A 26662-nucleotide genomic window follows, 5' to 3' on the forward strand; every position below is an offset into this window, starting at 1 on the left:
TCTTTGGTAGAGGTTTTTCTCTATTGATTGAGCACCTCTTTTAAAAAACGTCCAGTGTGAGACTTTTTAGACTTGGCAATTTCTTCTGGTGTTCCTTCTGCAATGATATAGCCCCCGCCGCTACCGCCTTCAGGGCCTAAATCAACAATCCAATCTGCCGTTTTGATTACATCTAGGTTATGTTCAATAACAACGACTGTATTGCCATGGTCTCTCAGTCTATGTAGTACTTTCAACAACTGTTCGATATCGGCGAAATGTAGTCCGGTAGTTGGTTCGTCTAAAATATAAAGTGTTGTGCCTGTGTCTCGTTTAGATAATTCTTTGGCTAGCTTGACCCGTTGGGCTTCACCGCCAGAAAGTGTTGTTGCGGCTTGTCCAAGGCGGATATAGCCCAGCCCTACATCCATTAAGGTTTGCAATTTTCGAGCAATAGAGGGGACGGGGTCAAAGAATTCACGGGCATCTTCAATAGTCATATCTAAGCATTGATGGATGTTTTTGCCTTTGTAATGAATCTCCAATGTCTCACGGTTATAGCGTTTGCCCTTGCAGATATCACATGGTACATAGACATCTGGTAAGAAATGCATCTCAACCTTGATAACGCCATCACCTTGGCAGGCTTCACAGCGTCCACCTTTTACGTTAAAGCTAAAACGCCCTGGTTTATAGCCCCGTGAGCGAGCTTCTTGTGTTGCCGAGAAGAGCTCCCGCATTGGGGTGAAGATGCCAGTGTAAGTGGCAGGGTTAGAGCGTGGTGTTCTACCGATTGGGCTCTGATCTATATCGACACATTTATCAAATAAATCTAAACCTTCAATGCGCTCATGGGGGGCTGCTTTTAATGTGGTTGCGCCATTTAATGCTGTGGCGGCAAGCGGGTATAGTGTGCCGTTAATTAAGGTCGATTTACCTGAGCCCGATACGCCAGTTATACAGGTCATGACACCGACGGGGATTTTTAAGTCGACAGTATTGAGGTTGTTCCCTGTTGCGCCAATTAAGTTAAGGGATTGTTTCTCTTTTGCTTGGTGTCGAATGGCGGGGATTTCGATTTTACGTTTGCCAGTTAAGAATTGGCCAGTAATGGATTCTGTGCAAGCCATAATATCTTGCGGTGTACCACTGGCAATGATTTGACCACCATGAACCCCAGCGCCTGGACCAATATCAACGACATGGTCAGCGACACGTATGGCATCTTCATCATGTTCAACAACAATGACTGTGTTACCTAAGTCTCGCAATCTCGTCAGTGTGGCAATGAGACGCTCATTATCTCTTTGATGTAAGCCAATGGAGGGCTCGTCAAGTATGTACATAACACCAACCAAACCAGCGCCGATCTGACTTGCTAATCGAATGCGCTGAGCTTCGCCACCGGAAAGCGAATCTGCTTTACGGTCGAGTGTTAGGTATTCCAAGCCGACATTGACTAAAAAGGTGAGGCGGTCACGAATTTCTTTGAGGATCTTTGACGCGATCTCACCGCGTGAACCCGGCAGAATAAGCTCTTCAAAATATTGTAAGCATTCAGCAATAGGGTAAGTCACAATTTCAGGTAATGTTTGCTCATCTATGAAAACATTACGTGCGGAGCGATTTAGCCGCGAACCATGGCAGTCAGGACAAGAGCGATTGCTAATATACTGAGATAAATCATCTCGAACACTGTCAGACTCTGTTTCATGGTAACGACGCTGCAGGTTTGGAATGACTCCTTCAAAGGCGTGTGAGCGGATCATCTTATCGCCGCGTTCGTTAATATAGACGAAGTCTATTTTATCTTTTCCTGAGCCTTGTAAAATGCGCTTTTTGAAATCCTCTGGAATGTCTTGGTATTTTGAGTCAATATCAAAGCCATAATGTTTTGCCAGCGCAGATAGTTGTTGGTAATAGAAAATGCTACGTCGTCCCCAGCCACGAATTGCTCCTTCCGCTAAGGTTAGGGTTTCGTCTTGAATGATTCTATCTGGGTCAAACATCTGATGGGTGCCAAGGCCGTCACAGGTTTGGCAGGCTCCATTGGGGTTGTTAAAGGAGAATAGTCTAGGCTCTAGCTCAGTTAAGCTGTAGCCGCAAACTGGACAGGCGAATTTGCTAGAAAAAATATGGACATCTTTTTCGTCATCCATGTTGATGACTTTGGCGATACCATCGGACAGGCCTAAGCAGGTTTCAAAAGATTCTGCTAAGCGTAGCTGTAGGTCTGCTCTTACTTTAAATCTGTCAATGACGACTTCGATAGTATGTTTTTTGTTTTTTTCTAGAGCAGGGGCGTCATCTAGATCAACCACTATGCCGTCAATACGAGCCCTGATGAAACCCTTGGATAACAAATCGCTGATGGTGTGTAAGTGCTCGCCTTTGCGATCTTTTACGATCGGTGCCAGCAGCATCATTTTTGTTTCCTCGGGCAGGGAGAGTATCTTATCAACCATTTGTGATATGGTTTGCGCCTCTAATGGCTCACCATGATCTGGGCAACGGGGTTGACCTGCTCGTGCAAACAGCAAGCGTAAGTAATCATAAATTTCTGTGATGGTTCCTACGGTTGAGCGAGGGTTGTGAGAGGTGGATTTTTGTTCAATAGAAATGGCTGGTGATAGACCTTCAATGTGGTCGATGTCTGGTTTTTCCATCATGGATAAGAACTGTCGAGCGTAAGTCGATAGGGACTCCACATATCGACGTTGTCCTTCTGCATACAAGGTGTCGAAGGCGAGGGAGGATTTGCCTGACCCAGAAAGGCCAGTAATCACCACAAGCTTGTCTCTTGGAATATCTAGGTCCACATTTTTTAGGTTGTGGGTGCGGGCCCCGCGAATGGTAATGGTATCCATGTGTCTCCAATGTGAATTCGATCAACAGAGAGAATCTGTTAGTAAATTAAATAACTGTCTATTTTTACAGTAGTTGAAATGGAGCTTCAACGGTATTTTTTGTAAAATGGACATCTTTCTTTATTCATCTTTAAGTTAAGCGGTTGTAAATCTCCTTATGGATCTACTCGAACGACGTTCTGTATTGGCGTTAGCGTTAATTTATTTGTTCAGAATGCTTGGCTTATTCCTCATTATACCTGTGATTAGTGTCGCGGCAGATGGTTTGGATGGCTCAGATGCGGCCCTTATTGGCATGGCGATTGGCATCTATGGTTTCACTCAAGCTAGCTTGCAGATTCCTATGGGAATGTGGTCGGATAAGATTGGTCGTAAGCGTGTCATTGTCATTGGCCTCGTGCTGTTTGCTTTAGGCAGTTTGATTTGTGCCAATGCGGATAACATCACGATACTCATTATGGGACGGGCAGTTCAAGGTGCAGGTGCTATTGCAAGTACCTTGATGGCGTTATTGAGTGATGTGACCCGTGAGCAAAATCGGACCAAAGCCATGGCGATGGTAGGTATTAGTATAGGAGCCTCTTTTATGTTGTCTCTTGTGTTAGGACCTTGGGTGTTTTCTCTAGTTGGCTTGTCAGGTCTTTTCTACCTATCATTTGTCTTTTCTTTGTTTGGTATTTTGCTCATTTTGTTTGCTGTGCCTAATGTGGTGCAGCATACTTTTCGTCGTGATACGACCCCGAGCCTTGTTGCACTAGGTCGAGTATTAAAAAATGCGCAATTACGTTTTTTAAATATCAGTGTGTTGTTATTGCATGCTAGCTTGACGGCTTTGTTTATTACCATTCCCAATCTGCTCATTAATCAGTATGATTTCCCTTTACCTAGTCATAGCTGGCTTTACCTAGCTGTCATGGGTTTTGCCTTTGTCGGTATGTTACCATTAGTGATTATTGCTGAGTCTAAGGGACAAATGAAAGCCGTATTGGTGGCGGTGATGGTTCTGTTAGGCTTTAGTTCTGTATTATTACAATGGGCGCCCCATGTTTGGGTGTTTGGTCTATTGTTATGGGTCTATTTTGTTGGTTTTAATAGCCTAGAAGCCACTTTACCTTCTCTTGTAAGTAAGCTTGCTCCTGTTGGTTATCGAGGTACCGCAATGGGGGTATTTTCAACCCACCAATTCATGGGGTCTTTTATTGGTGGTGTCGTCGGTGGTTGGTTGCTGCAACATCATTCTAGTAGTGCTGTATTTTGGGTGGTTGGCGTTGTGTTTGCCGCGTGGGCGTTGGTATCTCTAATTCAGCCTAAACCACCTCAGTTGAGTAGTTTAGCATTTAGCTTGCCAGATATTAGTGACGAGGATGTTTCTAGTCTGGCGGATAAGTTGGCTCAAGTCCAAGGCGTGGAAGATATGCAAATTTTTATAGATGAGCGAACGGCTTATCTTAAAGTAGATAAAAAAATATTAGATAAAGACACTTTGTCGAGTCTTGCACCGCAAGTGAATCTTTAAAAAACATTATTGTATTTTAGTTGGAGAACATCATGGCTCGTGGAGTAAACAAGGTAATTTTAGTTGGGAACGCAGGCAACGATGCCGAAGTACGTTTTATGCCATCTGGTGCAGCGGTTGCCAATGTTAGTTTGGCAACAACCGAAAGCTGGCGTGATAAGCAAACAGGTCAGATGCAAGAGCGTACAGAATGGCACCGAGTGTCTTTTATGGATCGTGGTAACTTCCGCCTAGGGCAAATTGCGGGTGATTTCATTAAGAAAGGTTCAAAAGTTTACGTAGAAGGTTCATTGCGCACCCGTGAGTGGGAAAAAGACGGCATTAAACGTTATACGACAGAAATTATTGCCAGTGAAATGCAATTGCTAGATGGTCGTAATGACGCGGGGAATGCTCAGCAAGGTGGTTATGATGCTGGTCAAGGGGGTTATGGTAATGCGCCACAACAAGCCCCTCAACAGGGTGGTTATGGGCAAGCGCCTGCTGCGGCAGCACCGCAAGGCTTTAATCAGCCTCAAGGAGGTTATCAAGCTCCAGCTCAAGCAGCGCCACAAGCTGCTCCTCAGGCTCAACCACAATCTTTCGGTAGTTGGGGCAACTCACCACAACAGGCTCCAGCTCAAGCCGCACCGCAACGTGCTCCAGCCCCTAAAGCTCCTGAGCCAAAGCCACAACAAGCACCAAATTTTGATGATTTTGACGATGATATTCCGTTTTGATTTTTTGAAAAGCTAATGTTTTCCTAGTAAAGGCTCCTATTTTGGGGCCTTTGTTAGTAACGGGTCGTATCATTAATGTGATGAATGGGTTCAAAGAGGGTGTAGGTTGTGAATGACGAAGATGATGCATCTTTGTTTGCTGAAGAAGTGGCTGGTATTAAGCAACTTGAAAAGAACGAGGTGTATTTGAGGAAGAAAGGTCCTCAGGTTGATTTTCAAGTTCGTCAAACAGCAGCTTTGATCGTTAAAGAAGCAGATAAAAATCATTTGTCACAAGACTATGTCGAAAAAGTCGAACCTAATGATGTGCTGGGATATAAACGATCTGGTGTTCAGGAGGGGGTATTTAAACGTCTTCGACAAGGAAAATATGGTATTGAGGCGCGGTTAGATCTACATCGTCATACTGTGGCTCAGGCCCGTGATCAGGTATATCAATTTGCTGACGATTGTCTGCGTAACGACATTCGTGTTGCTATTATCGTGCATGGTAAGGGAGATCGTACTCCAGATCCTGCGAATCAGGCGATGATTAAGAGTTATATTAATAAGTGGTTGCGGGATCTTGATACTGTGATGGCGTTTCATAGTGCGCAAAAGCATCATGGTGGTCTAGGCGCTGTGTACGTTCTTTTTAAAAAAAGTGAAAAAGTACGTTTGGAGAATTGGGAGCAGCATCAAAAGCGTTAACTTCTTGCGTGTTTCAAAATGAAAGCTTCACGTTTGTTCGTGCAGTAAAAGCCATAATTTTGCTATAATCCCGTCACTTTGCTGTCTTGAGATTGTTCAAGCTGCCCCAAACATTTTAGTCATCGTATTCTAATTCTATCGAGGTAGATAATGGCAAATCACACCGCGCACCATCCTGCGTTCACGTTTCTTCGCAGTGAGTTCATCGACGCTCTTAATGTTACCGTTCAAGAGTTTGAACATACCGTTACTGGTGCTAAGCATTTTCATATTGCCTCTGATAATGACGAAAATGTCTTTTTGGTGGGACTAAAAACGGTACCGACAGATTCCTGTGGTGTCGCACATATTTTAGAGCACACTGTATTGTGCGGTTCTGAGCGTTTTCCTGTCCGTGACCCTTTCTTTATGATGATTCGTCGTTCCCTGAACACCTTTATGAATGCTTTTACGTCTTCAGATTGGACGGCTTATCCATTCGCGAGTAAGAACAAAAAAGATTTTAATAACCTTTTGGGGGTTTATCTAGATGCTGTGTTCTTCTCTCGTCTTGATGAATTGGATTTTTCTCAGGAAGGGCATCGCTTGGAGTTTGCTGAACCGGAGAATGCTGAGTCTGATCTGACTTTCAAAGGCGTTGTGTTTAATGAGATGAAAGGTGCGATGAGTTCCACTACATCAGTACTGTGGCAGACGTTAACTAAGTATTTATTCCCCAGTAATACTTATCACTTTAATTCTGGTGGAGAGCCAACGGACATTCCTGATTTGTCTTATCAGGACCTTTTGGCCTTTTATCGCACTCACTATCATCCTTCTAACGCTGTATTTATGACTTTTGGCGATATTTCTGCTGAAGCCTTACAAGCCGAATTTGAAACGAAAGTTTTGAGTCGTTTTGAGCGTCTTGATACACAGATTAGTGTGCCAAATGCTAAGCGTTATTTCTCTCCCGTTCGTGTCGAAGAAGGCTATGCGGCAGAAGAAGTGAAGGAAGATGGTAGCCATGTGGTGTTAGCTTGGTTGTTGGGTGAGAGCACTGATCTTGCGCAGCAGTTTGAAGCCCAGTTGTTGTCTAATGTATTGCTAGATAACAGTGCTTCGCCATTGCTTCGTGTATTGGAAGGCAGCGATCTAGGCCGAGCACCTTCGCCGTTATGTGGCTTAGAAGACAGCAATAAAGAAATGAGTTTTATGTGTGGTCTTGAAGGTGTGAAGCGAGAAGATGCAGGAAAAGTCGAAGCGCTTATTGTATCGACATTGAAAGACATTGCTGAAAATGGCGTGCCGCAGGATATGGTTGATGCCATGTTGCATCAACTGGAGTTGAGCCAACGTGAAATTGGTGGTGACGGCTACCCTTACGGTTTGCAATTGATTCTGGCTGGGTTATCTACTGCGGTGCATTCTGGTGATGTGATTGCTCAGCTTGATTTGGACCCTGTGATTGCGGACATGCGTGGGAAGGTGCTTGATCGCCAATATATTCCTAATTTGATTAAAAGCTTGCTGTTATCGAATGCTCATCGAGTGACCTTAACATTGAGCCCTGATGACGTCCTTGAGGCACGCCGTAATAAGGCGGAAAAAGATCGCTTGAGCCGAATTAAAGCGGCGTTATCGGATGAGCAAAAACAAAACATTATTGAGCGTAGTGCGGCGTTGAAAGAGCGTCAGTCGCAAGTCGATGATATGAGTATCTTACCCAAGGTCGGTTTAGAGGATGTCCCGGCGCGTTTGCCTCAATACGATAAGCATAAAAAAGCAGGTGATTTGCCTGTTACTTTTTATCCACAGGGTACGAATGGTTTAGTTTATCAACAGTTAGTGATTGCCTTACCTGAATTGGATGAAGAGGAAATGAGCTATTTACCTTTGTTTTCTTCTTTAATTGCCGAGCTAGGTGTGGGTGAGCAAGATTATTTAGCGGTTCAGGAGCGTCAGGCTCAGGTGTGTGGTGGTTTGGGTGCGTCTAATTCAATTCGTGCTACCTTGGAAGATCGCCAGTCGGTTAACGGTTACTTTGTATTGAACTCAAAAGCTTTGGTGTCCAACGTAGTGGCGATGAGTGAATTGTTAAAAGACACCATCATGAATGTGCGCTTTGACGAAGTTTCACGAGTAAAAGAGCTGGTGGCTCAACGTCGTGCTCGTCGTGAGCAGTCTATTACTGGACAAGGCCACTCTTTAGCAATGACGGCCGCAGCAAGTGGTATTTCTGGTTATTCTGCGCAGCAAGAAGCATGGGGAGGTATGACGGGTATTCGCTCTGCGATAGCATTGGATGATGCTCTGAAGGCAGACGATAGTGCCGCAATGGCGGTATTGACTATTTTCTCTCGCTTACATGGCAAGATATTAAAAGCATCGAAGCAATTACTTATGGTGGCAGAGCCGCAATACGAAGAGCAGATTTTAACGGATGTTCTACCTGTATTTGCTGATTTACCGCAAGGCGAAAATGTTAATCACTTTACTTTCCCTAAAGTGAATCAATCAATTAAAACAGCATGGTTAACCTCCACACAAGTAAGCTTCTGTAGTAAGGCTTTTCGTACCGTGTCTGGTGATCACCCTGATGTAGCGGCGTTAACCGTATTGGGTGGTTTTCTACGTAATGGTTTCCTGCATCGTACTATTCGTGAGCAAGGTGGTGCCTACGGTGGTGGTGCTAGTTTTGATGGCAGCACCGGCGCTTTCCGTTTTTATTCCTATCGTGACCCGCGTTTAACAGAAACCTTAGCGGACTTTGATGCTTCCATTGAGTGGCTATTAAGTGAAGACCATTCAGAGGAATCTTTAGAAGAAGCGATTCTTGGTGTAATAGGTTCAATGGATAAGCCTGGTTCTCCCGCAGGTGAAGCGCAAGGCGATTTCTATGTGGATTTGCATGGTCGCTCTTTGGCTTATCGAGAAAAGTACCGAGCTAATATTTTAGCGGTGACGATCGATGAGTTGAAGAAAGTCGCGAGAGCTTATCTGACAAAAGAAAATGAAAGTGTTGCAGTGGTAACGGCAACAGCGAAACGCGATGAATTAGAGGCTTTAGGCTTCGAGATTCAAGCACTTGAAGCATAAAATCAGATAATAAAAACGAGCTAGTTTTTTAACTTACGGAAAATTAAATGGATCAGTTTCACGATATACGCCCTTACAACGACGCTGAAGTTGCTGAGGTATTGAGTAACCTGGTAGAAACGCCAGACTTTATTAATACGATTATTGGTTTTCGTTTCGCCCAGTGGCCGAAGTTTCTACAAGCGCCTTTGGCTTTTTGTGTGAAGTTGGTTCTAAAGCGTCAAATATCCAAAATTTCTAACGTCCATGATTTTCAGATGATTGTTGCAAACTATATGGAACGTATGATCAAAACCACGACATCTAGTGTGGAGTATCGTGGTATTGAAAAACTGGATAAAGAAACGGGTTATTTGTTTCTTTCGAACCATAGAGACATTGCGATGGACCCCGCTTTTGTTAACTATGGTCTGTATTTGGCGGGGTTGAATACGGTACGAATTGCGATAGGTGATAACCTCTTACGCCGCCCTTTTGTGTCGGATCTGATGCGTTTGAATAAAAGCTTTATCGTTAAACGTTCGGCAAATGGTATTCGTGAAATGATGGCGGCTTTTGGCCAGCTATCGGGCTATATCACACAATCTTTAACGCAGGATCAATGCAATATTTGGATTGCGCAAAAAGAGGGTCGGGCTAAAGACGGTCTTGATCAAACCGACCCCGCTATTATTAAAATGTTTTTCATGAGTCAAAAGAAAGAAAAAGTCTCTTTTTCTACTGCCATGGCGAATTTGAAAGTGGTGCCTGTTTCTATTTCCTATGAATATGACCCTTGTGCTTTTGATAAAGCCAATGAGCTCCATCAAAAGTCGACCACAGGAAATTATGAAAAAGCAGAGTTTGAAGATATTGACAGTATTAAAAATGGCATTGTCGGTCAAAAAGGTAAGGTAGTTGTTACCTTTGGTGATGTGATTAAAGAAGGCTTTGAAACGGCTGAAGAGTTTGTAGAGGAGGTGGATCGCCAGATTATTACGAATTATGCCATCCAACCGACCCATCAGGCAGCGTTGGCTCTTCAGCAAGGCTTGCCCTCAACTGACAGTGCATTTTCTGGTTACCTTGATAGCTGCCCAGAAGACCTTCGAGAGACTGTGCTGGCAATGTATGCCAACCCGTTGAAACAGCAGAAAAAATATCTAAATGTATAAGAATTGAGGTAGCTATTGTGAGTGTAGGTATGTCATTAAGATCACGGGTCGGCTCAATCATTTTCTTTGTTTACTATATGTTATCCACGGCGCTGTTTGGGATACTCGCACCGATTGCGACGCTACTATTGCCAAAAGATTATCGCCAGCCAGTACTTAATCAGCATAACAAAGGTTTGTTGTTTGTCTTTCGGATTTTTTGTGGTGTGAAGGTTGAAATTATTGGTCGAGAGCATATTGATAAAAATCGTCCTGTTGTGCTGGTGGCGAACCATCAAAGTGAATGGGAAACCTATGTACTGCAAGTGTTAATGGCACCGGTATCAACAGTGTTAAAGAAAGAGCTATTGTCTGTGCCTTTCTTTGGTTGGGGATTGAAAATGGTACAGCCTATTGCCATCGACCGCTCCAAACGCACCAATGCGCTAAAACAAATTATTAGCCAAGGTAAAGAGCGATTAGAGGATGGACGGTCGGTATTAATCTTTCCTGAAGGAACACGTATTAAGCCTACGGAAGAGAAAGAGTTTAATAAAGGCGCGGCTATGTTGGCGACTTCAGCTAAGGTGCCGATTTTACCTGTTGTACACAATGCGGGATATGCATGGCCAAGTAAGAGCTTTTTTAAATTTCCTGGCTCGATTCGTCTGGTGATTGGTCCCGTGATTGAATCGGAAGGTAAGAAAACATCTGAGTTACATGATGAAATGAGTGCGTGGATGCGAGCAGAAATGGCAAAATTGCCGAAAGGAATAGACTAATTTTAGTTAGCCAGCTGTAAACCTATTTCAGGACGGGACAAGAATAATAAAAAAGCCGCATCATTGATAATGCGGCTTTTTTGATTTTTCAGAAACAGGTAGATTTATGCGTCGTATTTTTTAAATACTAGGCTAGCATTGGTGCCGCCAAATCCGAAGCTGTTCGACATTATCAAGTTAAGATCTGCATTATCTTTACGAGTTGTCACTACAGGTATATTGCCAGCAGCAGGGTCAAGCTCGTCTACGTTTGCAGAAGCCGTGATGAACTTGTTTTCCATCATGAGCAAGCAGTAGATAGCTTCATGAACGCCTGCGGCACCTAGTGAGTGGCCTGATAAAGATTTCGTAGAACTAACCAATGGAATGTTCTCACCAAAGGTTTCGTTTACAGCTTGTAGCTCTTTCATGTCTCCAGCGGGAGTGCTTGTACCATGGGTATTGATATAATCAATGTCACCATCAATGGTGCTCATTGCCATTTGCATACAACGTACTGCGCCTTCACCAGAAGGGGCTACCATGTCATAACCATCGGATGTTGCGCCGTAGCCAACTAGTTCCGCGTAGATTTTTGCACCACGAGCTTTTGCATGTTCTAGTTCTTCAATAACGAGCATGCCGCCACCGCCAGCAATAACAAAACCATCACGGTTTGCATCGTAAGCACGAGAGGCTTTTTCTGGTGTTTCATTGTACTTAGAAGATAGAGCACCCATGGCATCAAACATACAGGTTTGAGTCCAGCTTTCTTCTTCGCCGCCGCCAGCAAAAACAACATCTTGCTTGCCTAATTGGATAAGCTCCATGGCATTACCAATGCAATGTGCACTGGTAGAACAAGCGGATGTGATTGAGTAGTTAACGCCTTTGATTTTAAAAGGTGTTGCTAAACAAGCAGAGACTGTACTGCCCATGGTTTGGGTCACACGGTAAGGACCGACGCGTTTGACGCCTTTGTTGCGAAGAGTGTCCGCTGAATCTACTAAGTTTTTAGCAGATGCGCCGCCAGAGCCGGCGACTAAGCCAGTACGGATGTTGGACACTTGGTCTTCTGTTAATCCTGAATCCAAGATGGCTTGTTGCATAGACACATAGGCATATGTTGCAGCGTCGCCCATAAAACGGCGAACTTTACGATCAATGCTCTCTGCGTCTAAATCAATGCGACCACAAACATGGCTACGAAAGCCATATTCTTTGTAATCTTCAGCGAAACGAATACCAGAACGGCCCTCGCGCAAGGAATTTAAAACGCTCTCTTTGTCATTGCCTAGGCAGCTGACAATGCCAAGGCCTGTTACTACTACACGACGCATATATTTGCCTCTTTTTGTTCTTAGTCTTTAGAAGTTATCTGTAGAAGTGAAGAGACCTACACGCAAATCTTTTGCTGTGTAAATTTCACGACCATCAACGGATACGCTTCCATCTGCAATTCCCATTACCAACTTACGCTCAATGACACGCTTAAGTTGAATGTGGAAGGTGACTTTTTTAGCGGTTGGGAGGATTTGTCCGGTGAACTTCACTTCACCTGAACCTAAAGCACGCCCGCGACCTTTGTTGCCTTTCCAGCCAAGGAAAAAGCCAACTAATTGCCACATAGCATCTAGTCCAAGACAACCAGGCATAACTGGGTCGCCAGGGAAGTGGCAAGCAAAAAACCAAAGATCAGGAGTGATGTCGAGTTCAGCGATGATTTCGCCTTTACCGTGTTCGCCGCCGTCGACTGTGATGTTTGTGATACGATCCATCATTAGCATGTTACCGACAGGAAGTTGTGCATTACCTGCACCAAACATTTCTCCGTGGCCGCACTTTAATAGTTCGTCTTTTTCAAATGATGAAGCTGTAGTCATTATAGTCCTATATCCACATCTAGCCGGTGACCTAAATAGCCTGGCTGATTTGCGTGGTTCAGTTAGCAGTATAAAATCTAGCTAATTATATCGGGTTGGGGCTCTAATATGAATGTTTGCGCTGAAAAAAACCATCTCAACTGTATGAAATCTGATTGTTTTTGCCTTTTATTTAGAGATTGGTGAAGTATTTGTGGTGTATTGAAGAAAACATTGATTTTGCTCTGGTTATTATTGGCCTGTTTTTTTCTGGTAATCTAATGGTTTGAAACCTTTTAAGTGAATTTGAGTATCTGTATGAATAGGGAAAAAGGTCTAGCGTTAGAGCCATGGAAACATGAGTTCGGGGAAGGTTATATTCAGGGCTATCGCAGTCAAATTGATGAAAACAAACCAACACTTCACTTCCTTCATGGGAATGGTTTTGCCGTACAAACTTACCGCCGCTTTTTGTTAAAACTGGACGGTTATAATTTGCTGATGCAGGATGCCGCAGGGCATGGAATGTCGCCATCAGGAAAACAATTTGTCGGCTGGAATGGCACCGAGAAACGCTTCTCTAATTCTTTAAAGTCTCAAAAAGAAAGATTAAAGAGTTCGGAATTGATTGGAATAGGGCACAGCTTCGGCGGTGTTATGACGACCTTGATGAGTGAGCGAGACCCCAAGCTGTTTAGTCGGCTTGTGTTGTTGGATCCAGCTCTTTTTCCTCCGAGGCTTCTGTGGATGATGCATGCCGCTAAGCTTCTAGGGGTGGCTTACCATACTCCTTTAGCAAAGCAGGCGCTGCGTCGTCGTACTCAATGGGACAGTTTTGCTCAGGTGAAAAACAATTTTTATGAGCGGGGGACCTTTAAAGGATGGGAAGAGGCCTGTTTAGACGATTATATTACTTATGCAACGAAGCAAGATAGTAAAGGACATTATCAGCTTGGTTGCCCTGCTTGGATGGAGGCGGCTATTTTTGCTTCTGCCCCAAAGGGTGTCTGGCGAGCTATTCGCCGAATATCGGTGCCGACTTTTATTATTCAAGGTAAGGATACTTATAAGCATTTCAAGGAAGCTTATCAGCTTGCGGCACATTTGAATCCTAATATTAGGGTTGTTGAAGCCGAAGGTGGACATTGCTTTATGTTGCAAGATACTGAGAAGGCAGCGCGATTGGTTTTGGATGTTTTAGATGAAAGTAAGGGATAAAGAAGCACATCTTGATGTGTGTTTTATCCCTTGGTGACCATAACATGGAGTAGGAAGTTAGTTTCGACGTTTCACTGATGCATTGGCTAATGCAATAAGTGCTGTTTTATATTTAGATTCAGGTAAGCAGGTAAGGGCTTTAATTGCCAAATCGGCTTGTTGTTGTGCTTTTTGCTGAGTGTATTCGATGGCACCACAGTGTTGCACATCACTGATGATGGTCTCCAGTTGCTCGAGGCCGCCGGTTAAAATGGCCTGTTTCACTCGTTTTATTGCCTCAGGGGTTCCGTGCTTCATGGTAAAAATCAAAGGCAGAGTAGGTTTACCTTCAGCAAGGTCATCGCCAACGCTTTTGCCCATTTCTTCTGCCGTACTAGTGTAATCCATCACATCATCAATTAATTGAAATGCGGTACCGACATACATTCCGTAGCACCTTAGTGCTTCTTGATGCTCTGTATTGGCTTGCGCAATAACAGCACCACATAAGGCAGCGCCTTCAAACAGTTTGGCTGTTTTGTATTGAATGACTTTTAGGTAGCTTTCTTCTGTTGTATCAGGGTCGCCGCAGTTTATGAGTTGCTGGACTTCACCTTCAGCAATCACATTGGTGGTTTTAGCGAGGATGTCCATGCACTGCATGCTGCCCACATCTACCATTATCTGGAAAGCTCTAGAGTAGAGAAAGTCACCAACTAAAACACTGGGTGCATTACCCCATTCTTCGTTGGCGGTTTTTTTGCCTCGGCGCATGTCTGATTCATCAACGACATCGTCATGTAATAGAGTTGAAGTGTGAATGAATTCAATAATGGTCGCCATCTGTATGCTTTGATGCAATTGCATATTATTTAGCTGTGCACTGGCTCGTGCAGCCAATAATACTAATAGAGGCCTTAAGCGCTTTCCGCCGTTACTGATAATGTAATAGCCGATTTGCTCAATTAAAGGAATATCACTGCTAAGCTGTGACATTATGTATTCATTGACCTGACCAAATTCATTGGCGACAACGTCATGGATTTCTGTAGGTTGCATGCGATTTCCGAAGCTAAATAGTCTCAAGCTGAACAGCAAGTGGGCACCATGCTAGGTAAGGGGGTGGCTGCGGTCAACCTAAAATACGAAAAATGCACAAAGCTTTGTCTTTGTGCTTGTTTTAAGTGGTGTGATTTTGTACAATCTCGCGTCCGATTTACCCACATTTTGCTCCCTATCATATGGTTAGTGAGTTCTTGTCCGGTTAGGGCAGGGATTTGGTACCACTAGAAGTAGGTCAAATTCAATTTCAGTAGCCGGGTAAATCTTATTGGAGAAGAACATGTTTGCAGTGATCAAAACTGGCGGTAAGCAATACCGTGTAGAAGAAGGCCAAACCCTTAAGGTTGAGAAATTAGCTGTTGAAGAAGGTGGCGCGATTCAATTCGATGACGTTCTTCTTGTAAGCAATGGCGACGACGTTAAAGTTGGTGCTCCTATTGTAGAAGGCGCTAAGGTAACAGCAGAGGTTGTTGCACACGGTCGTGGTGACAAAGTGAAAATTTTGAAATTCCGTCGTCGTAAGCACTCTATGAAGCGTATGGGTCATCGTCAGTGGTTCACGGAAGTGAAAATAACTGGTATTAACTAAGCGCTAAGCTAAATTATTCAAATTCAAGGGGTAAGTCATGGCTCATAAAAAGGCGGGTGGTAGTACTCGTAACGGTCGCGATTCCGAGTCGAAACGATTAGGTGTCAAACGTTTTGGTGGTCAAGTAGTGATCCCAGGTAACATTCTTGTTCGTCAGCGTGGTACTCAGTTCCACCCTGGAACAGGTGTTAAAATTGGTAAAGATCACACTTTGTTCGCTGTTGTTGAAGGTCAAGTGAAGTTTGAAGTAAAAGGTAAGTTTAAGCGTCGTACAGTTTCTGTTGTCGCTGCTTAATAGCTACTAAAAACTTAAAAAGAGCTCCGCAACGCGGGGCTTTTTTTTTGGAAAAATTCTATAATCAGAGTTTGTTAATTCTGATAACCCACCGAAGAGGTGTCTCTGTGAAATTCGTTGATGAAGCCAGTATCTATGTGCGAGCAGGTAAAGGCGGAAATGGTTGCTTGAGCTTTTGGCGTGAAAAATTCGTTGCAAAAGGCGGTCCTGATGGTGGTGATGGCGGAGACGGTGGCAGTGTTGTGCTGGTGGCGGATGAGTCTCTTAACACCTTGATTGATTTTCGTTTTACGAAAAAGTACATCGCTGAGTCAGGTGAAGGTGGTCAAGGTCGTGATATGACGGGTTCTAAGGGGCCTGATCTAGAAATAATGGTGCCTGTGGGGACGACGGTTATTGATGAGGATACAGGTGAAACCTTAGGTGACTTGGTGAAAGTTGGCCAGTCATTGAAAGTTGCGCAGGGTGGTCATCACGGACTAGGCAATACTCGCTTTAAATCCAGTACTAACCGTGCGCCTCGCCAAACGACTAAAGGTACTGCTGGTGAAGAGCGTACCATCAAACTTGAAATGAAGGTTCTAGCGGATGTGGGTTTGTTGGGATTGCCTAATGCGGGTAAATCGACCTTCATTCGTGCTGTGTCTTCAGCAAAACCAAAAGTAGCTGATTACCCTTTTACTACCTTGGTGCCTAATCTGGGCGTGGTTAAAGTGAAAAAGCATCAGAGTTTTGTTATTGCGGATATTCCTGGGATTATTGAAGGGGCTTCAGAAGGGGCTGGCCTTGGTATTCGCTTTTTGAAGCATTTGGTGCGTAACCGTATTTTGCTGCACATTGTTGATTTGGCGCCTTGGGATGAAATTACTCCAGCTGAGGCAGCCGTTATTGCGGTGAATGAATTGCATCAATTTAGTCCTGCTTTAGCACAGCGTGATCGTTGGTTGGTTTTGAATAAAACTGACATGGTGCCTGAAGATGAATTAGAAGGACGCTGCCAGAGTGTGATTGATGCTCTTGGGTGGGAAGGTAAGGCTTATCGTATCTCGGCCATATCAGGTGAGGGAACAGAAGTGCTTTGCCTTGACTTAATGACTGCTCTGGAGGCTCAGCGTGAGCTGCTAGCGGAGGATCCTGAGGCACGTGAACAAGAGAAGGCGATGCGTGCTTTGATTGATGAGGAAGGTCGCAACCGTATTATGTCGTTGCGTGAAAAGCGTCGTAAAGCGGGCAAATTGTTGGATGATGACGATTTTGATGAAGATGATTACGACGTAGATGTAGAGTACGTTGGCTAAATTGATCCGGTGCGTTGGTTTGATGAGTGAAGTGGCTTAGTAGGTGAAGTGAAGGCATGGGAACGCGAGATAAAATAGCAAAGGCGCAACGTCTAGTTGTCAAAATAGGTAGCGCATTATTGACCAATGATGGTCAGGGCTTGGATGTTGCTCGAATTGGCCTCTGGGTGGCGCAAATTGCGCAGTTGCGTGCGCAAGGTAAGGAGGTGGTTTTAGTGTCTTCTGGATCCATTGCGGCGGGTATGAAGCGCCTTGGCTTTTCTTCTCGACCGACTCAGGTTAATGAGTTGCAGGCCGCTGCCGCGGTTGGACAGATGGAGTTGGTGGGTGTGTATGAGTCGCATTTTGAAAAACATGGCTTATGTACCGCTCAGATTTTGCTTACCCATGATGACTTGTCCAATCGTCGACGTTACTTAAACGCACGGTCTTCCTTGAGAACCTTGCTTGGTCTTGGTGTTGTACCCATAGTGAATGAAAATGATACGGTTGTAACCGATGAAATTCGTTTTGGTGACAACGATACTCTGGGAGCTTTGGTTGCCAACTTGGTAGAAGCGGATGTATTGATTATTTTGACGGACCAGCAGGGGCTATTTGATAAAAATCCCCGTGATCATAAAGATGCAATATTAATATCGCATGCTCTTGCTTCCGATGAGCGTTTGGAAGCTATGGCGAGTGGTGGTGCTGGGGTGTTGGGCAGTGGTGGTATGTTGACAAAAGTTCGTGCGGCGCGATTAGCGGCCCGTTCGGGGGCGGATACCTTGATTGCCTCGGGCCGTGAGCCTGATGTTGTTGTTCGAACTGCTTTAGGTGAATCTTTGGGTACTTGGTTACAGCCTGAGCATGAGCCATTGGCAGCGCGGAAGCAATGGTTGGCTGCACATTTGAAGAGTCGAGGCTCTTTAGTATTGGATGCTGGTGCTGTGAGAGCATTGCGTCGAGCGGGAACGAGCTTGTTATCTGTTGGAGTGAAAGATGCTGAAGGGTCTTTTTCTCGCGGCGATATGGTTTTATGTGTTGATGAGCAAGGTGGTTTGGTTGCTCGAGGCTTGGTGAATTACAGTGTGGCCGAAACCTTAAAATTACTTGGTAAGCCTTCATCGAGCATTGGTGAGGTTCTTGGTTACCAAGGTGAGCCTGAATTAATTCATCGAGACGATTTGGTTATTATTTAGCGATTGGAGAGTGGGAATGGCAAAGCCAGGAAAAGCAGGTATTGGGCGTATTCTTGATGCGATGAAGTATTCCCATCAAGGATTGCGCGCCCAATGGCAGTATGAAGCGGCGTTTCGTCAAGAGGTGCGTTTGTTTCTGATCGCGGTGCCCTTTGCTTTATGGCTAGGCGATAGTGCTCTTGAGCGAGCTTTGATGATTTTTTCTATTGGTCTTGTGTTGGTGGTTGAGACGCTAAATTCGAGTGTTGAGGCTGTGGTCGATAGAATTAGTGATGAGCATCATGAGCTTTCGGGTCGTGCCAAAGATTTGGGTTCAGCGGCTGTTATGTTGACCTTGATTCTGGCGGTCGTTGTGTGGAGCGTGCTTGTTTTTACGTAGAGGTGTTGTGTAAGAGAAGGGCTTTGCAAAGAGTGGTGGGAAATAGAAGATATAAAAAAACCGGCGATGCCGGTTTTTTTATAGATATTAGGCCAGTGCTTTGATTTTAGCACTCAAGCGGCTCTTATGACGAGCTGCTTTGTTTTTATGATATAGGCCTTTGTCTGCTGCTTTATCTAGCTTAGAAGTTGCTAGAGCGTAAGCTGCTTGTGCTTCAGTTTGATTACCTGCTTCGATAGCTGCATCTACTTTTTTCAAGTAGGTACGAACCATAGATCGAAGGCTACCATTGTGAGCGCGGCGTTTGATTGCCTGGCGTGCACGTTTTTTTGAACCGGCGGAGTTTGCCACGGTCTGGCTCCTTTAATTTAATATAAGAAACGGCACAGCACTCTGCTGCGTCGTGAAATTAATGTCAAGTTTTAACTTTAAAATCTCGCGGCGGATTTTACCAGTTTTTCGCGCTGCCACAACCCTATTATACAAATAATAGGGAAATGAGTTGATAAATTTGGCTACGTTGTGTTGTCTGCTGGTGTTATTCTTGACGCAATTATTCAATTTACAGTGCATAAGGTCGTATGTCGGAACACAATTCCTCTTCAAATAAAGCGCGTAAGTCTTTGTCCTTACTGCGATCTGGTGTCTTGGTTTCTGTCTGTACTTTCTTTTCCCGTATCTTGGGGCTAGTAAGGGATGCGGCTTTAGCTTATGTGTTGGGAGCTAGTGGCAGTGCGGATGCATTTTATGTTGCTTTTAAAATCCCTAATTTTTTTCGTCGTTTATTTGCCGAAGGGGCTTTTGCGCAGGCTTTCGTTCCGGTTTTAAGTGATTATCGTGTGAATGACACCAAAGAAGAGGTTCGTGCGTTAGTTGCTGCTGTGTCTGGTTCTTTAGCTTTGGTCTTGTCGCTGGTTACTGTGATCTTTATGTTGTGTGCGCCTTGGGTGGTGTATGTGTTCGCGCCGGGTTTTTCTGCTGATAGCGAACAATCTGCTTTGGCGGCTGAGTTATTGACGATAACCTTTCCCTATTTGTTGTTTATTTCATTAACCGCATTAGCGGGCGGTATTTTAAATGCCCATGGAGAATATGCGGTTCCAGCTATCACGCCAATTTTTCTTAATATTTCTTTAATTGTTGCGACTGTGTTTTTTGCGCGAACGGCGGCTCAGGCTGAAACAGCGGTGGCTTGGGGTGTGTTTTTTGCCGGACTGATTCAGTTGTTGTTTCAAGTGCCTTTTTTAGCAAGGTTACAGTTACTGCCTATGCCTCGTTTAGGTTTTTCTCACCCAGGTGTAAAGCGAATTTTAATTTTGATTGGCCCTGCTTTATTTGGTGTTTCAGTAAGTCAGATTAATTTACTGTTGGATACGGTGTTAGCGTCTTTTTTGCAGACTGGCAGCATTACTTGGTTGTATTTATCTGATCGCTTGTATGAATTACCCTTAGGGATTTTTGCTATTGCCATTAGCACAGTGATTTTACCTTCTTTGTCTCGTAGTTTTGCTGGTGGTGAATCGGGTGGCTTTTTAAAAACTTTAGATTGGGCCTTGCGGTTACTGTTGCTGATCGCGATACCTTCCTCGATTGCGTTGTTTATGTTGGCGGAGCCTTTGATTGCGACTATTTTCTATCGTGGTGAGCTAACTGTTAACGATGTGACGAAAGCAGCGCAAAGTTTACAAGCGTATTCATTGGGCTTGGTGTTTATGATGCTTATTAAGGTGTTGGCACCAGGTTATTATGCGCGTCAAGATACAAAAACACCGGTGCGGATCGGTATTATCGCCATGGTGTCGAATATGGTGTTTAACTTAATTCTTGTGTGGCCATTTGGCCATGTGGGGCTTGCGTTAGCCACTAGCTTGTCAGCCTTACTTAATGCCTTCTTGTTATGGCGAGGCCTTTATAGCAAAGGTCATCATGTGTTTACTCAAGCTTGGTGGTCTTTGTTGCGAATTTTGTTGTGTGCTAGCTCAGCGCTTGCTGCTTGTCTTTATGTGTTCCTGCAGATGGATCTTATTTGGACACAAATGAGTGACGGGCAGCGCGTAATGCAAATTTTAATCATTGTGGTGACGGGCGTCTGTGTTTATGGTCTAGCGGCGGTTTTGGCTGGATTGCGTCCAAGTATATTGAAGCACTCGTAAGCTTTATGTTTGGGCTTGGGAGTGAGGAGACACTTGTTCAAGTTGTGGCCTACCTTCGTGTGCTGAACTGCTATATAATCGCGGTTATTTTTCGATGCTGAGTGAGATAGTTTTGTACGGGGTTCTATGGAGTTAATACGTGGTATTCATAATATCCGTTCAAAGCATAAAAACAGTGTGCTGACGATTGGCAATTTTGATGGGGTGCATTTAGGACATAGTGCTATTTTAGCGCGAGTTAAAGCTCTGGCAGAAACCTACCACTCGCCAGCAGGTATCATGATTTTTGAGCCTCAGCCCCGAGAGTTTTTTTCTCCTGATGTTGCCCCAGGTCGTATTGGCCGTTTACGCGACAAGGTTCGTTTATTAGAAGGGCAGGGCATCGATTATGTACTTTGCATGCCGTTTAATCCCAGGTTACAGCAATTAGATGCGCAGACATTTTGTCAGCGCATATTGTTAGACGGTTTGTCAGTTAAGCATTTGGTTGTCGGTGATGACTTCCGCTTTGGCTGTGATCGTCAAGGAGATTTTGATTATTTACAGGGCTTCGGGAACCAGCAAGGGTTTGATGTTGAAAATACGCCGTCCGTTTTAAATGCTACTGACGAGCGAGTTAGCAGCACTCTAATTCGAAAGGCTCTTGAGCGTGGTGATGTATTAGCGGCGCAGTCAAGCATGGGGCACCCGGTTGCAATGAGTGGTCGGGTGATTCATGGACAGAAACTAGGGCGCACGATAGGTTTTCCGACAGCGAACATTCACCTTAAAGGTACCAAGCCTGCTTTATCTGGGGTGTACGCGGTTATCCTGAAGGTGGATGGTGACTCTTATAATGGCGTTGCTAATATAGGTGTACGACCAACGGTGCAAGGTAAAACACCGATATTGGAAGTGCACTTGTTAGATTTTAATGGTGATCTGTATGACAAATACGTGCAGGTGATTTTCTGTCAGTTTATTAGGGCAGAGCAAAAAATGGCCGGCTTAGAAGCGCTGGAAAAACAAATTCAATGTGATAAAGAAGAAGCGATACGCTTCTTTGCTTAATCAGTGAACAGATGATCTTTGAGGATAAATCAATAAACCATGAGTGATTATAAACCGACTCTTAACTTGCCAAAAACAGATTTCCCTATGCGTGGAGATTTGGCAAAACGTGAACCTGCAATGCTGAAACATTGGCAGGATATGGATCTATACAACAAAGTACGTGAAGTAAGTAAGGGTCGTAAATCTTTTATTCTTCATGATGGCCCTCCTTACGCCAACGGTAGTATCCATATTGGTCACGCGGTTAACAAAATCCTCAAAGATATTATTGTTAAATCTAAAACCGTTAGTGGTTACGATGCGCCTTATATTCCTGGTTGGGATTGTCATGGTCTGCCGATTGAGCACAAGGTTGAGCAACTGATTGGTAAGGCGGGAAGCAAAGTATCTTATAAAGAGTTCCGTGCTAAGTGTCGTGAATACGCCTACACACAAATTGAGGGTCAGAAAAAAGACTTCATCCGTTTGGGTGTTATGGGGGATTGGGAAAATCCTTATCTGACGATGAACTTTGTGACGGAAGCCAATATTGTTCGTGCTTTGGGCAAAATTGCTGAGAATGGCCATTTGGTAAAAGGTTTTAAGCCGGTTTACTGGAGTGTGGTTGGTGGTTCTGCATTGGCGGAAGCGGAAGTGGAATATCAAGATAAAACTTCTTTGTCTTTGGATGTGCGCTATGCGCCGCAGGACGAAACTGGCTTATTAGCTAAGTTCTCCGGCGTCGAAGGAGAAGGTAAGGTTTCTGTTGTTATCTGGACGACGACACCTTGGACCTTGCCGGCGAGCCAAGCTGTATCCGTTCACCCAGAATTTAACTATGCCCTTGTCGAAGTGGACATGGGGTTAGGTAAAGAACGTTTGGTCGTGGCGGAAGATATGGTTGAAGGCTTGATAGCCCGTTATGACGCCGGTGAGTACCGTATTGTTGGTCGTGCAGTGGGTGCTGATCTTAAAGGCGTTGTGTTAAACCACCCATTTTTCGAGCGTGAAATCCCAGTTGTTCTTGGTGATCATGTGACAACGGAAGCGGGTACTGGTTGTGTGCATACAGCACCAGACCACGGCGTAGACGATTTTAATGTTGGTCGTGAAAACGGTCTTGGCACTATCAATCTTGTTCAAGATAACGGTGTTTATAGCGATGCTGCCGGTGAGTTTGCCGGTATGCATGTTTACAAAGTAGACGGTGCCATTCTTGAGGCATTGAACAAAAACAATGCTTTGGTGAAAGAGTCTAAAATTTTCCACAGTTATCCACATTGCTGGCGGACCAAAACGCCGTTGATTTTCCGTGCAACACCGCAATGGTTTATCAGCATGAGCAAAGAAGGTCTGCTGGATGCGGCAAAGCACGCTGTTGAAGGTGTGAAGTGGGTGCCGAACTGGGGGCAAAATCGCATGGAAGGGATGTTAAATAACAGCCCTGATTGGTGTGTGTCTCGTCAGCGTACTTGGGGTGTGCCAATTGCTTTATTTATCGATAAGGAAACCCAAGAGCTTCATCCTGAAACGCCGCGCCTGATCGAAGAAGTAGCGAAGCGTATCGAAGTAGAAGGTATTGATGCATGGTTTGATTTAGAAGCGGAAGAGTTACTTGGTGCGGATGCTAATAAATATAGCAAGGTAACGGATACCTTGGATGTATGGTTTGACTCTGGCGTAACGCATTATTCTGTTATCGATCAACGTGAAGAGCTAAATTTCCCCGCAGATCTGTATCTTGAAGGTTCAGATCAGCACCGTGGTTGGTTTCAATCATCGTTAAAAACCTCTATTGCCGTTCGTGGAGTGCCTCCTTACAAGCAAGTACTTACCCATGGTTTTACCGTGGATGGTGATGGTCGCAAAATGTCCAAGTCTTTGGGGAATGTACTGTCTCCTCAAAAAGTCATGGATACGCTTGGTGCTGATATTATTCGTTTATGGGTTGCTGCTACTGATTACACGACCGAAATGACGGTTTCCGATGAAATCCTAAAACGTGTGGCTGACTCCTATCGTCGTATTCGTAATACGGCGCGGTTCATGCTGTCAAACTTGAATGGCTTTAATCCAGCGGCGGATATAGTGCCAGCGAATGAGATGATTGCCTTGGATCGTTGGATTGTGGATCGTGCGGCATTGCTTCAAAAAGAGCTTGATACCGCCTATAACGAATATCAGTTTCATACGGTAAACCAGAAAATTCAAAATTTCTGTTCTGTTGATCTTGGTGGTTTCTATTTAGATATCATTAAAGACCGTCAGTATACGACTCAGCCAAACAGCTTGGCGCGTCGCTCCGCACAAACAGCGTTGTTCCATATAATGGAAGCCTTTACTCGTTGGATTGCTCCGGTGTTGAGTTTTACTGCCGATGAGCTTTGGCAAGCTATGCCTGGTGAACGAGGTGAATCGGTTTTCCTTGAAACTTGGTACGAAGGTCTGGATGAGTTAGCTGGTGATGAGCTTTTGGGGCGTGAGTTCTGGAAGCAGGTGCTTGAAGCCAAAGTGGCTACCAATAAAGTGTTAGAAGCCGCTCGTAGCGAAGGTAAGATGAAAGCCAGCTTGAGTGCTGACATTATCCTATATTGCGATGATGCTTTGCAGGCTACATTGAATCGTTTGAGTGAAGAGCTGCGCTTTGTGTTGATCGCATCGGATGTGAAAGTCTTGCCTTTAGATGATGCGGGTGACGATGCGGTAGCAACAGATCTTGAAAGCCTAAAGGTTTCTGTTTCATTGAGTAGTAATAGCAAGTGTGTGCGTTGCTGGCATCACCGTGCAGAAGTCGGTAAGCGTGAAGCTCATCCAGAGCTATGTGATCGTTGCATTAGTAATTTACCAGATGGGGAAGGCGAACAACGCCTTTACGCCTAAATGACGATCAAGCTGATATGGCAACGACTCCAGCGCTGGTGGGCGCTGGCTTTTGTTATCTTCGTTTTAGATTGGATAACAAAGCAAGCGGTTGAGTCTAATTTGTCTTATGGTCAAGAGATTGCTGTATTACCCTTTTTTGATCTGACTCTGAGGTTCAACACTGGGGCAGCATTTAGCTTTCTTGCTCAGGCGGGTGGTTGGCAGCGTTGGTTTTTTTCTTTGATTGCTATCGCTGTTGTGGTCGGTATTAGTTGGCGCTTGGTGAAGATTGCTAAAACGAACCCTTGGGAAGCCTTGTCTCTTAGTTTTATCCTAGGTGGTGCAGTCGGTAACCTGTATGACCGTCTTGTTTACGGTCATGTTGTCGACTTTCTGCAATTTCATTGGCAGCAGACATGGTATTTCCCCGCCTTTAACGTCGCCGATAGTGCGATCACCATAGGCGTGATTTTGATGTTGTTTGAAGGTTTTGTGGTCAAAAAGCACGAAGGTGTAAAAGAATGAGTTTAATTACGGCAAGTAGCCAGGTTACATTGCATTTTGAGTTGTCTCTTGAAGATGGGCAGATTGTTGATTCGAATTTTTCACAAGCGCCTGCGAGCTTTGCGTTTGGTGATGGAAGTTTGTTGCCTGCTTTTGAAGAGGCTTTGCTGGGTATGCAAATAGACCAACAAGCATCCTTTGTTATGCCTCCAGAAAAAGCTTTTGGTGTTCATAATGAAAATAACGTGCAGCGTATTCCTCGCTCTCAGTTTGATATGGATCTAGAGGAAGGGATGGTGGTTTCTTTTGCTGATGTGAGTAAAAACGAATTGCCGGGTGTGATTGCCGAAATTGGTGAAAAAGAGGTGCTGGTAGATTTCAATCATCCATTGGCTGGTCGTTCACTGACTTTCAGGGTGCAGATTGTTGCTATCGAGGAGGCTGCATGAGTTTTGCTATTCAACTGGCTAATCCTCGTGGTTTTTGTGCTGGGGTGGACCGAGCGATTGAGATTGTTAATCGCTGCTTAGATTTATTTGAGGCTCCTATCTATGTTCGTCATGAAGTGGTTCACAATAAGTTTGTTGTTGAATCGCTAAAATCTCGTGGTGCAGTGTTTGTTGATGAGCTTGATCAGGTGCCTGATGACAACATCGTTATCTTTAGTGCCCATGGTGTTTCTAAAGCGGTTCGAGATGAAGCGACTGATCGTGGTTTAAAAGTGTTTGATGCGACTTGCCCGTTAGTAACAAAGGTACATCTAGAAGTGCTGCGCTATTCTCGTGATGGCATGGAATGTATTCTGATTGGTCATGATGGACACCCTGAAGTAGAAGGCACCATGGGGCAATATGATGATCGTCAAGGGGGCGCTATTTATTTAGTGGAGCATCCTGATGATGTTGAGGGCCTTCCTGTTAAAGATCCTGAACGTCTTGCCTTTGTTACTCAAACAACATTGTCTATGGATGATACTTCGGTTGTGATTGATACTTTACGTCAGCATTACCCAATGATTCGTGGTCCTAAGAAAGATGATATTTGCTATGCCACACAAAATCGTCAAGATGCCGTGAAAACCTTAGCGACAGACTCTCAGTTAGTTTTGGTGGTTGGTTCTGTTAATAGCTCTAATTCCAATCGACTTAAAGAACTGGCTGAGCGAATGGGGGCTAAGGCTTTCCTCATTGATAATGCGAGCGAAATTGATTCTGTTTGGTTCCAAGGCGTTACAAGTGTTGGTGTCACCGCCGGGGCGTCTGCGCCTGAGGTTCTAGTTAATGAAGTGATTACTCGTCTTGTAGACTGTGGCGGTAGCGTTCCTCAAGAGTTAAAAGGTCGTGAAGAAAACGTCTCTTTTTCCATGCCTAAAGAACTTCGTATTGTTGAAGTTTAATCCTAGCAAAATACTTTATTATAATTAATTCAAATAATTCCTAAAAAGTACTTGCAGAAAATCTGTATATCCTTAATATACGCCCTCGCTGACACGGACAGGGCTTCAC

General features: G+C 44.4%; 23 protein-coding genes. 18 read left to right on the plus strand and 5 right to left on the minus strand.

What is annotated here, in order from left to right:
* Nucleotides 1-20: 20 nt before the first annotated feature.
* Nucleotides 21-2846 (minus strand): excinuclease ABC subunit UvrA, encoded by a 2826-nt coding sequence (gene uvrA / locus I8J31_RS17890; protein WP_199469949.1) that lies wholly within the window; start codon nucleotides 2844-2846, stop codon nucleotides 21-23.
* 157 nt (nucleotides 2847-3003) lie between these two features.
* On the opposite strand from uvrA, the gene I8J31_RS17895 reads away from it, so the two are divergent.
* From I8J31_RS17895 to I8J31_RS17920, 6 genes are all read left to right on the plus strand, one after another.
* Nucleotides 3004-4362, plus strand: a complete 1359-nt coding sequence (locus I8J31_RS17895) for an MFS transporter (protein ID WP_199469950.1) — start codon at nucleotides 3004-3006, stop codon at nucleotides 4360-4362.
* A 32-nt stretch (nucleotides 4363-4394) separates the two neighbouring features.
* The gene (gene ssb / locus I8J31_RS17900) at nucleotides 4395-5081 is read left to right on the plus strand and encodes a single-stranded DNA-binding protein (RefSeq protein ID WP_233402883.1); all 687 of its coding nucleotides are present in this window, start codon (nucleotides 4395-4397) and stop codon (nucleotides 5079-5081) included.
* Nucleotides 5082-5189: 108 nt separating this feature from the next.
* Entirely contained in the window at nucleotides 5190-5771 is a 582-nt protein-coding gene (smrA, locus tag I8J31_RS17905; protein WP_199469951.1) for a DNA endonuclease SmrA, read from the plus strand.
* A 150-nt stretch (nucleotides 5772-5921) separates the two neighbouring features.
* Nucleotides 5922-8849 carry an insulinase family protein gene (locus I8J31_RS17910; RefSeq protein WP_199469952.1) on the plus strand — a complete coding sequence of 976 codons (2928 nt, stop codon included), beginning with the start codon at nucleotides 5922-5924 and terminating at the stop codon, nucleotides 8847-8849.
* A 47-nt stretch (nucleotides 8850-8896) separates the two neighbouring features.
* Nucleotides 8897-10003 (plus strand): 1-acyl-sn-glycerol-3-phosphate acyltransferase, encoded by a 1107-nt coding sequence (locus I8J31_RS17915; protein WP_199469953.1) that lies wholly within the window; start codon nucleotides 8897-8899, stop codon nucleotides 10001-10003.
* 29 nt (nucleotides 10004-10032) lie between these two features.
* Nucleotides 10033-10764 carry a lysophospholipid acyltransferase family protein gene (locus I8J31_RS17920; protein ID WP_233402884.1) on the plus strand — a complete coding sequence of 244 codons (732 nt, stop codon included), beginning with the start codon at nucleotides 10033-10035 and terminating at the stop codon, nucleotides 10762-10764.
* A gap of 104 nt (nucleotides 10765-10868) precedes the next feature.
* On the opposite strand, the gene fabB is transcribed toward I8J31_RS17920, so the two are convergent.
* Both fabB and fabA read right to left on the minus strand, forming a co-directional pair.
* A complete protein-coding gene (gene fabB, locus I8J31_RS17925; RefSeq protein ID WP_199469955.1) occupies nucleotides 10869-12083 on the minus strand; it encodes a beta-ketoacyl-ACP synthase I in 1215 nt (404 codons plus the stop codon).
* 27 nt (nucleotides 12084-12110) lie between these two features.
* Nucleotides 12111-12626: a bifunctional 3-hydroxydecanoyl-ACP dehydratase/trans-2-decenoyl-ACP isomerase gene (gene fabA, locus I8J31_RS17930; protein WP_199469956.1), complete on the minus strand. Its 516-nt coding sequence runs from the start codon at nucleotides 12624-12626 to the stop codon at nucleotides 12111-12113.
* A 297-nt stretch (nucleotides 12627-12923) separates the two neighbouring features.
* On the opposite strand from fabA, the gene I8J31_RS17935 reads away from it, so the two are divergent.
* Nucleotides 12924-13823: an alpha/beta fold hydrolase gene (locus I8J31_RS17935; protein WP_199469957.1), complete on the plus strand. Its 900-nt coding sequence runs from the start codon at nucleotides 12924-12926 to the stop codon at nucleotides 13821-13823.
* Nucleotides 13824-13880: 57 nt separating this feature from the next.
* Here the strand turns inward: I8J31_RS17935 and ispB are convergent, their stop codons facing one another.
* Nucleotides 13881-14861 carry an octaprenyl diphosphate synthase gene (gene ispB / locus I8J31_RS17940; protein WP_199469958.1) on the minus strand — a complete coding sequence of 327 codons (981 nt, stop codon included), beginning with the start codon at nucleotides 14859-14861 and terminating at the stop codon, nucleotides 13881-13883.
* A 283-nt stretch (nucleotides 14862-15144) separates the two neighbouring features.
* Here ispB and rplU point away from each other — a divergent pair, with 283 nt between their 5' ends.
* The 5 genes from rplU (at nucleotide 15145) to I8J31_RS17965 (ending at nucleotide 18606) form a co-directional block, all read left to right on the plus strand.
* Nucleotides 15145-15453: a 50S ribosomal protein L21 gene (gene rplU, locus I8J31_RS17945; RefSeq protein ID WP_199469959.1), complete on the plus strand. Its 309-nt coding sequence runs from the start codon at nucleotides 15145-15147 to the stop codon at nucleotides 15451-15453.
* A 37-nt stretch (nucleotides 15454-15490) separates the two neighbouring features.
* Complete coding sequence (gene rpmA, locus I8J31_RS17950; RefSeq protein ID WP_199469960.1) at nucleotides 15491-15748, plus strand: 50S ribosomal protein L27; 258 nt, start codon at nucleotides 15491-15493, stop codon at nucleotides 15746-15748.
* Between the two features lie 107 nt (nucleotides 15749-15855).
* Nucleotides 15856-17046 carry an Obg family GTPase CgtA gene (gene cgtA, locus I8J31_RS17955; RefSeq protein ID WP_199469961.1) on the plus strand — a complete coding sequence of 397 codons (1191 nt, stop codon included), beginning with the start codon at nucleotides 15856-15858 and terminating at the stop codon, nucleotides 17044-17046.
* A 56-nt stretch (nucleotides 17047-17102) separates the two neighbouring features.
* Entirely contained in the window at nucleotides 17103-18227 is a 1125-nt protein-coding gene (proB, locus tag I8J31_RS17960) for a glutamate 5-kinase (RefSeq protein ID WP_199469962.1), read from the plus strand.
* Between the two features lie 16 nt (nucleotides 18228-18243).
* Complete coding sequence (locus I8J31_RS17965) at nucleotides 18244-18606, plus strand: diacylglycerol kinase (protein WP_199469963.1); 363 nt, start codon at nucleotides 18244-18246, stop codon at nucleotides 18604-18606.
* Between the two features lie 87 nt (nucleotides 18607-18693).
* On the opposite strand, the gene rpsT is transcribed toward I8J31_RS17965, so the two are convergent.
* On the minus strand, nucleotides 18694-18957 hold the full coding sequence (rpsT, locus tag I8J31_RS17970) for a 30S ribosomal protein S20 (RefSeq protein ID WP_199469964.1): 264 nt from the start codon (nucleotides 18955-18957) through the stop codon (nucleotides 18694-18696).
* Between the two features lie 230 nt (nucleotides 18958-19187).
* Here rpsT and murJ point away from each other — a divergent pair, with 230 nt between their 5' ends.
* The 6 genes from murJ to ispH all read left to right on the plus strand — a co-directional run bounded on the left by murJ (nucleotide 19188) and on the right by ispH (nucleotide 26553).
* Nucleotides 19188-20759: a murein biosynthesis integral membrane protein MurJ gene (gene murJ, locus I8J31_RS17975; RefSeq protein WP_199469965.1), complete on the plus strand. Its 1572-nt coding sequence runs from the start codon at nucleotides 19188-19190 to the stop codon at nucleotides 20757-20759.
* Between the two features lie 126 nt (nucleotides 20760-20885).
* Nucleotides 20886-21809, plus strand: a complete 924-nt coding sequence (gene ribF, locus I8J31_RS17980) for a bifunctional riboflavin kinase/FAD synthetase (protein WP_199469966.1) — start codon at nucleotides 20886-20888, stop codon at nucleotides 21807-21809.
* Between the two features lie 39 nt (nucleotides 21810-21848).
* Entirely contained in the window at nucleotides 21849-24671 is a 2823-nt protein-coding gene (gene ileS, locus I8J31_RS17985; protein WP_199469967.1) for an isoleucine--tRNA ligase, read from the plus strand.
* Nucleotides 24672-25178, plus strand: a complete 507-nt coding sequence (lspA, locus tag I8J31_RS17990) for a signal peptidase II (RefSeq protein WP_199469968.1) — start codon at nucleotides 24672-24674, stop codon at nucleotides 25176-25178.
* Nucleotides 25175-25606 (plus strand): FKBP-type peptidyl-prolyl cis-trans isomerase, encoded by a 432-nt coding sequence (locus tag I8J31_RS17995; protein WP_199469969.1) that lies wholly within the window; start codon nucleotides 25175-25177, stop codon nucleotides 25604-25606. The genes lspA and I8J31_RS17995 overlap by 4 nt, the downstream gene beginning before the upstream one ends.
* Nucleotides 25603-26553, plus strand: a complete 951-nt coding sequence (gene ispH, locus I8J31_RS18000) for a 4-hydroxy-3-methylbut-2-enyl diphosphate reductase (protein ID WP_199469970.1) — start codon at nucleotides 25603-25605, stop codon at nucleotides 26551-26553. The genes I8J31_RS17995 and ispH overlap by 4 nt, the downstream gene beginning before the upstream one ends.
* Nucleotides 26554-26662 lie beyond the last annotated feature (109 nt).

The sequence above is a fragment of the Marinomonas transparens genome, from assembly GCF_016463975.1.
Classification (GTDB): Bacteria; Pseudomonadota; Gammaproteobacteria; order Pseudomonadales; family Marinomonadaceae; genus Marinomonas; species Marinomonas transparens.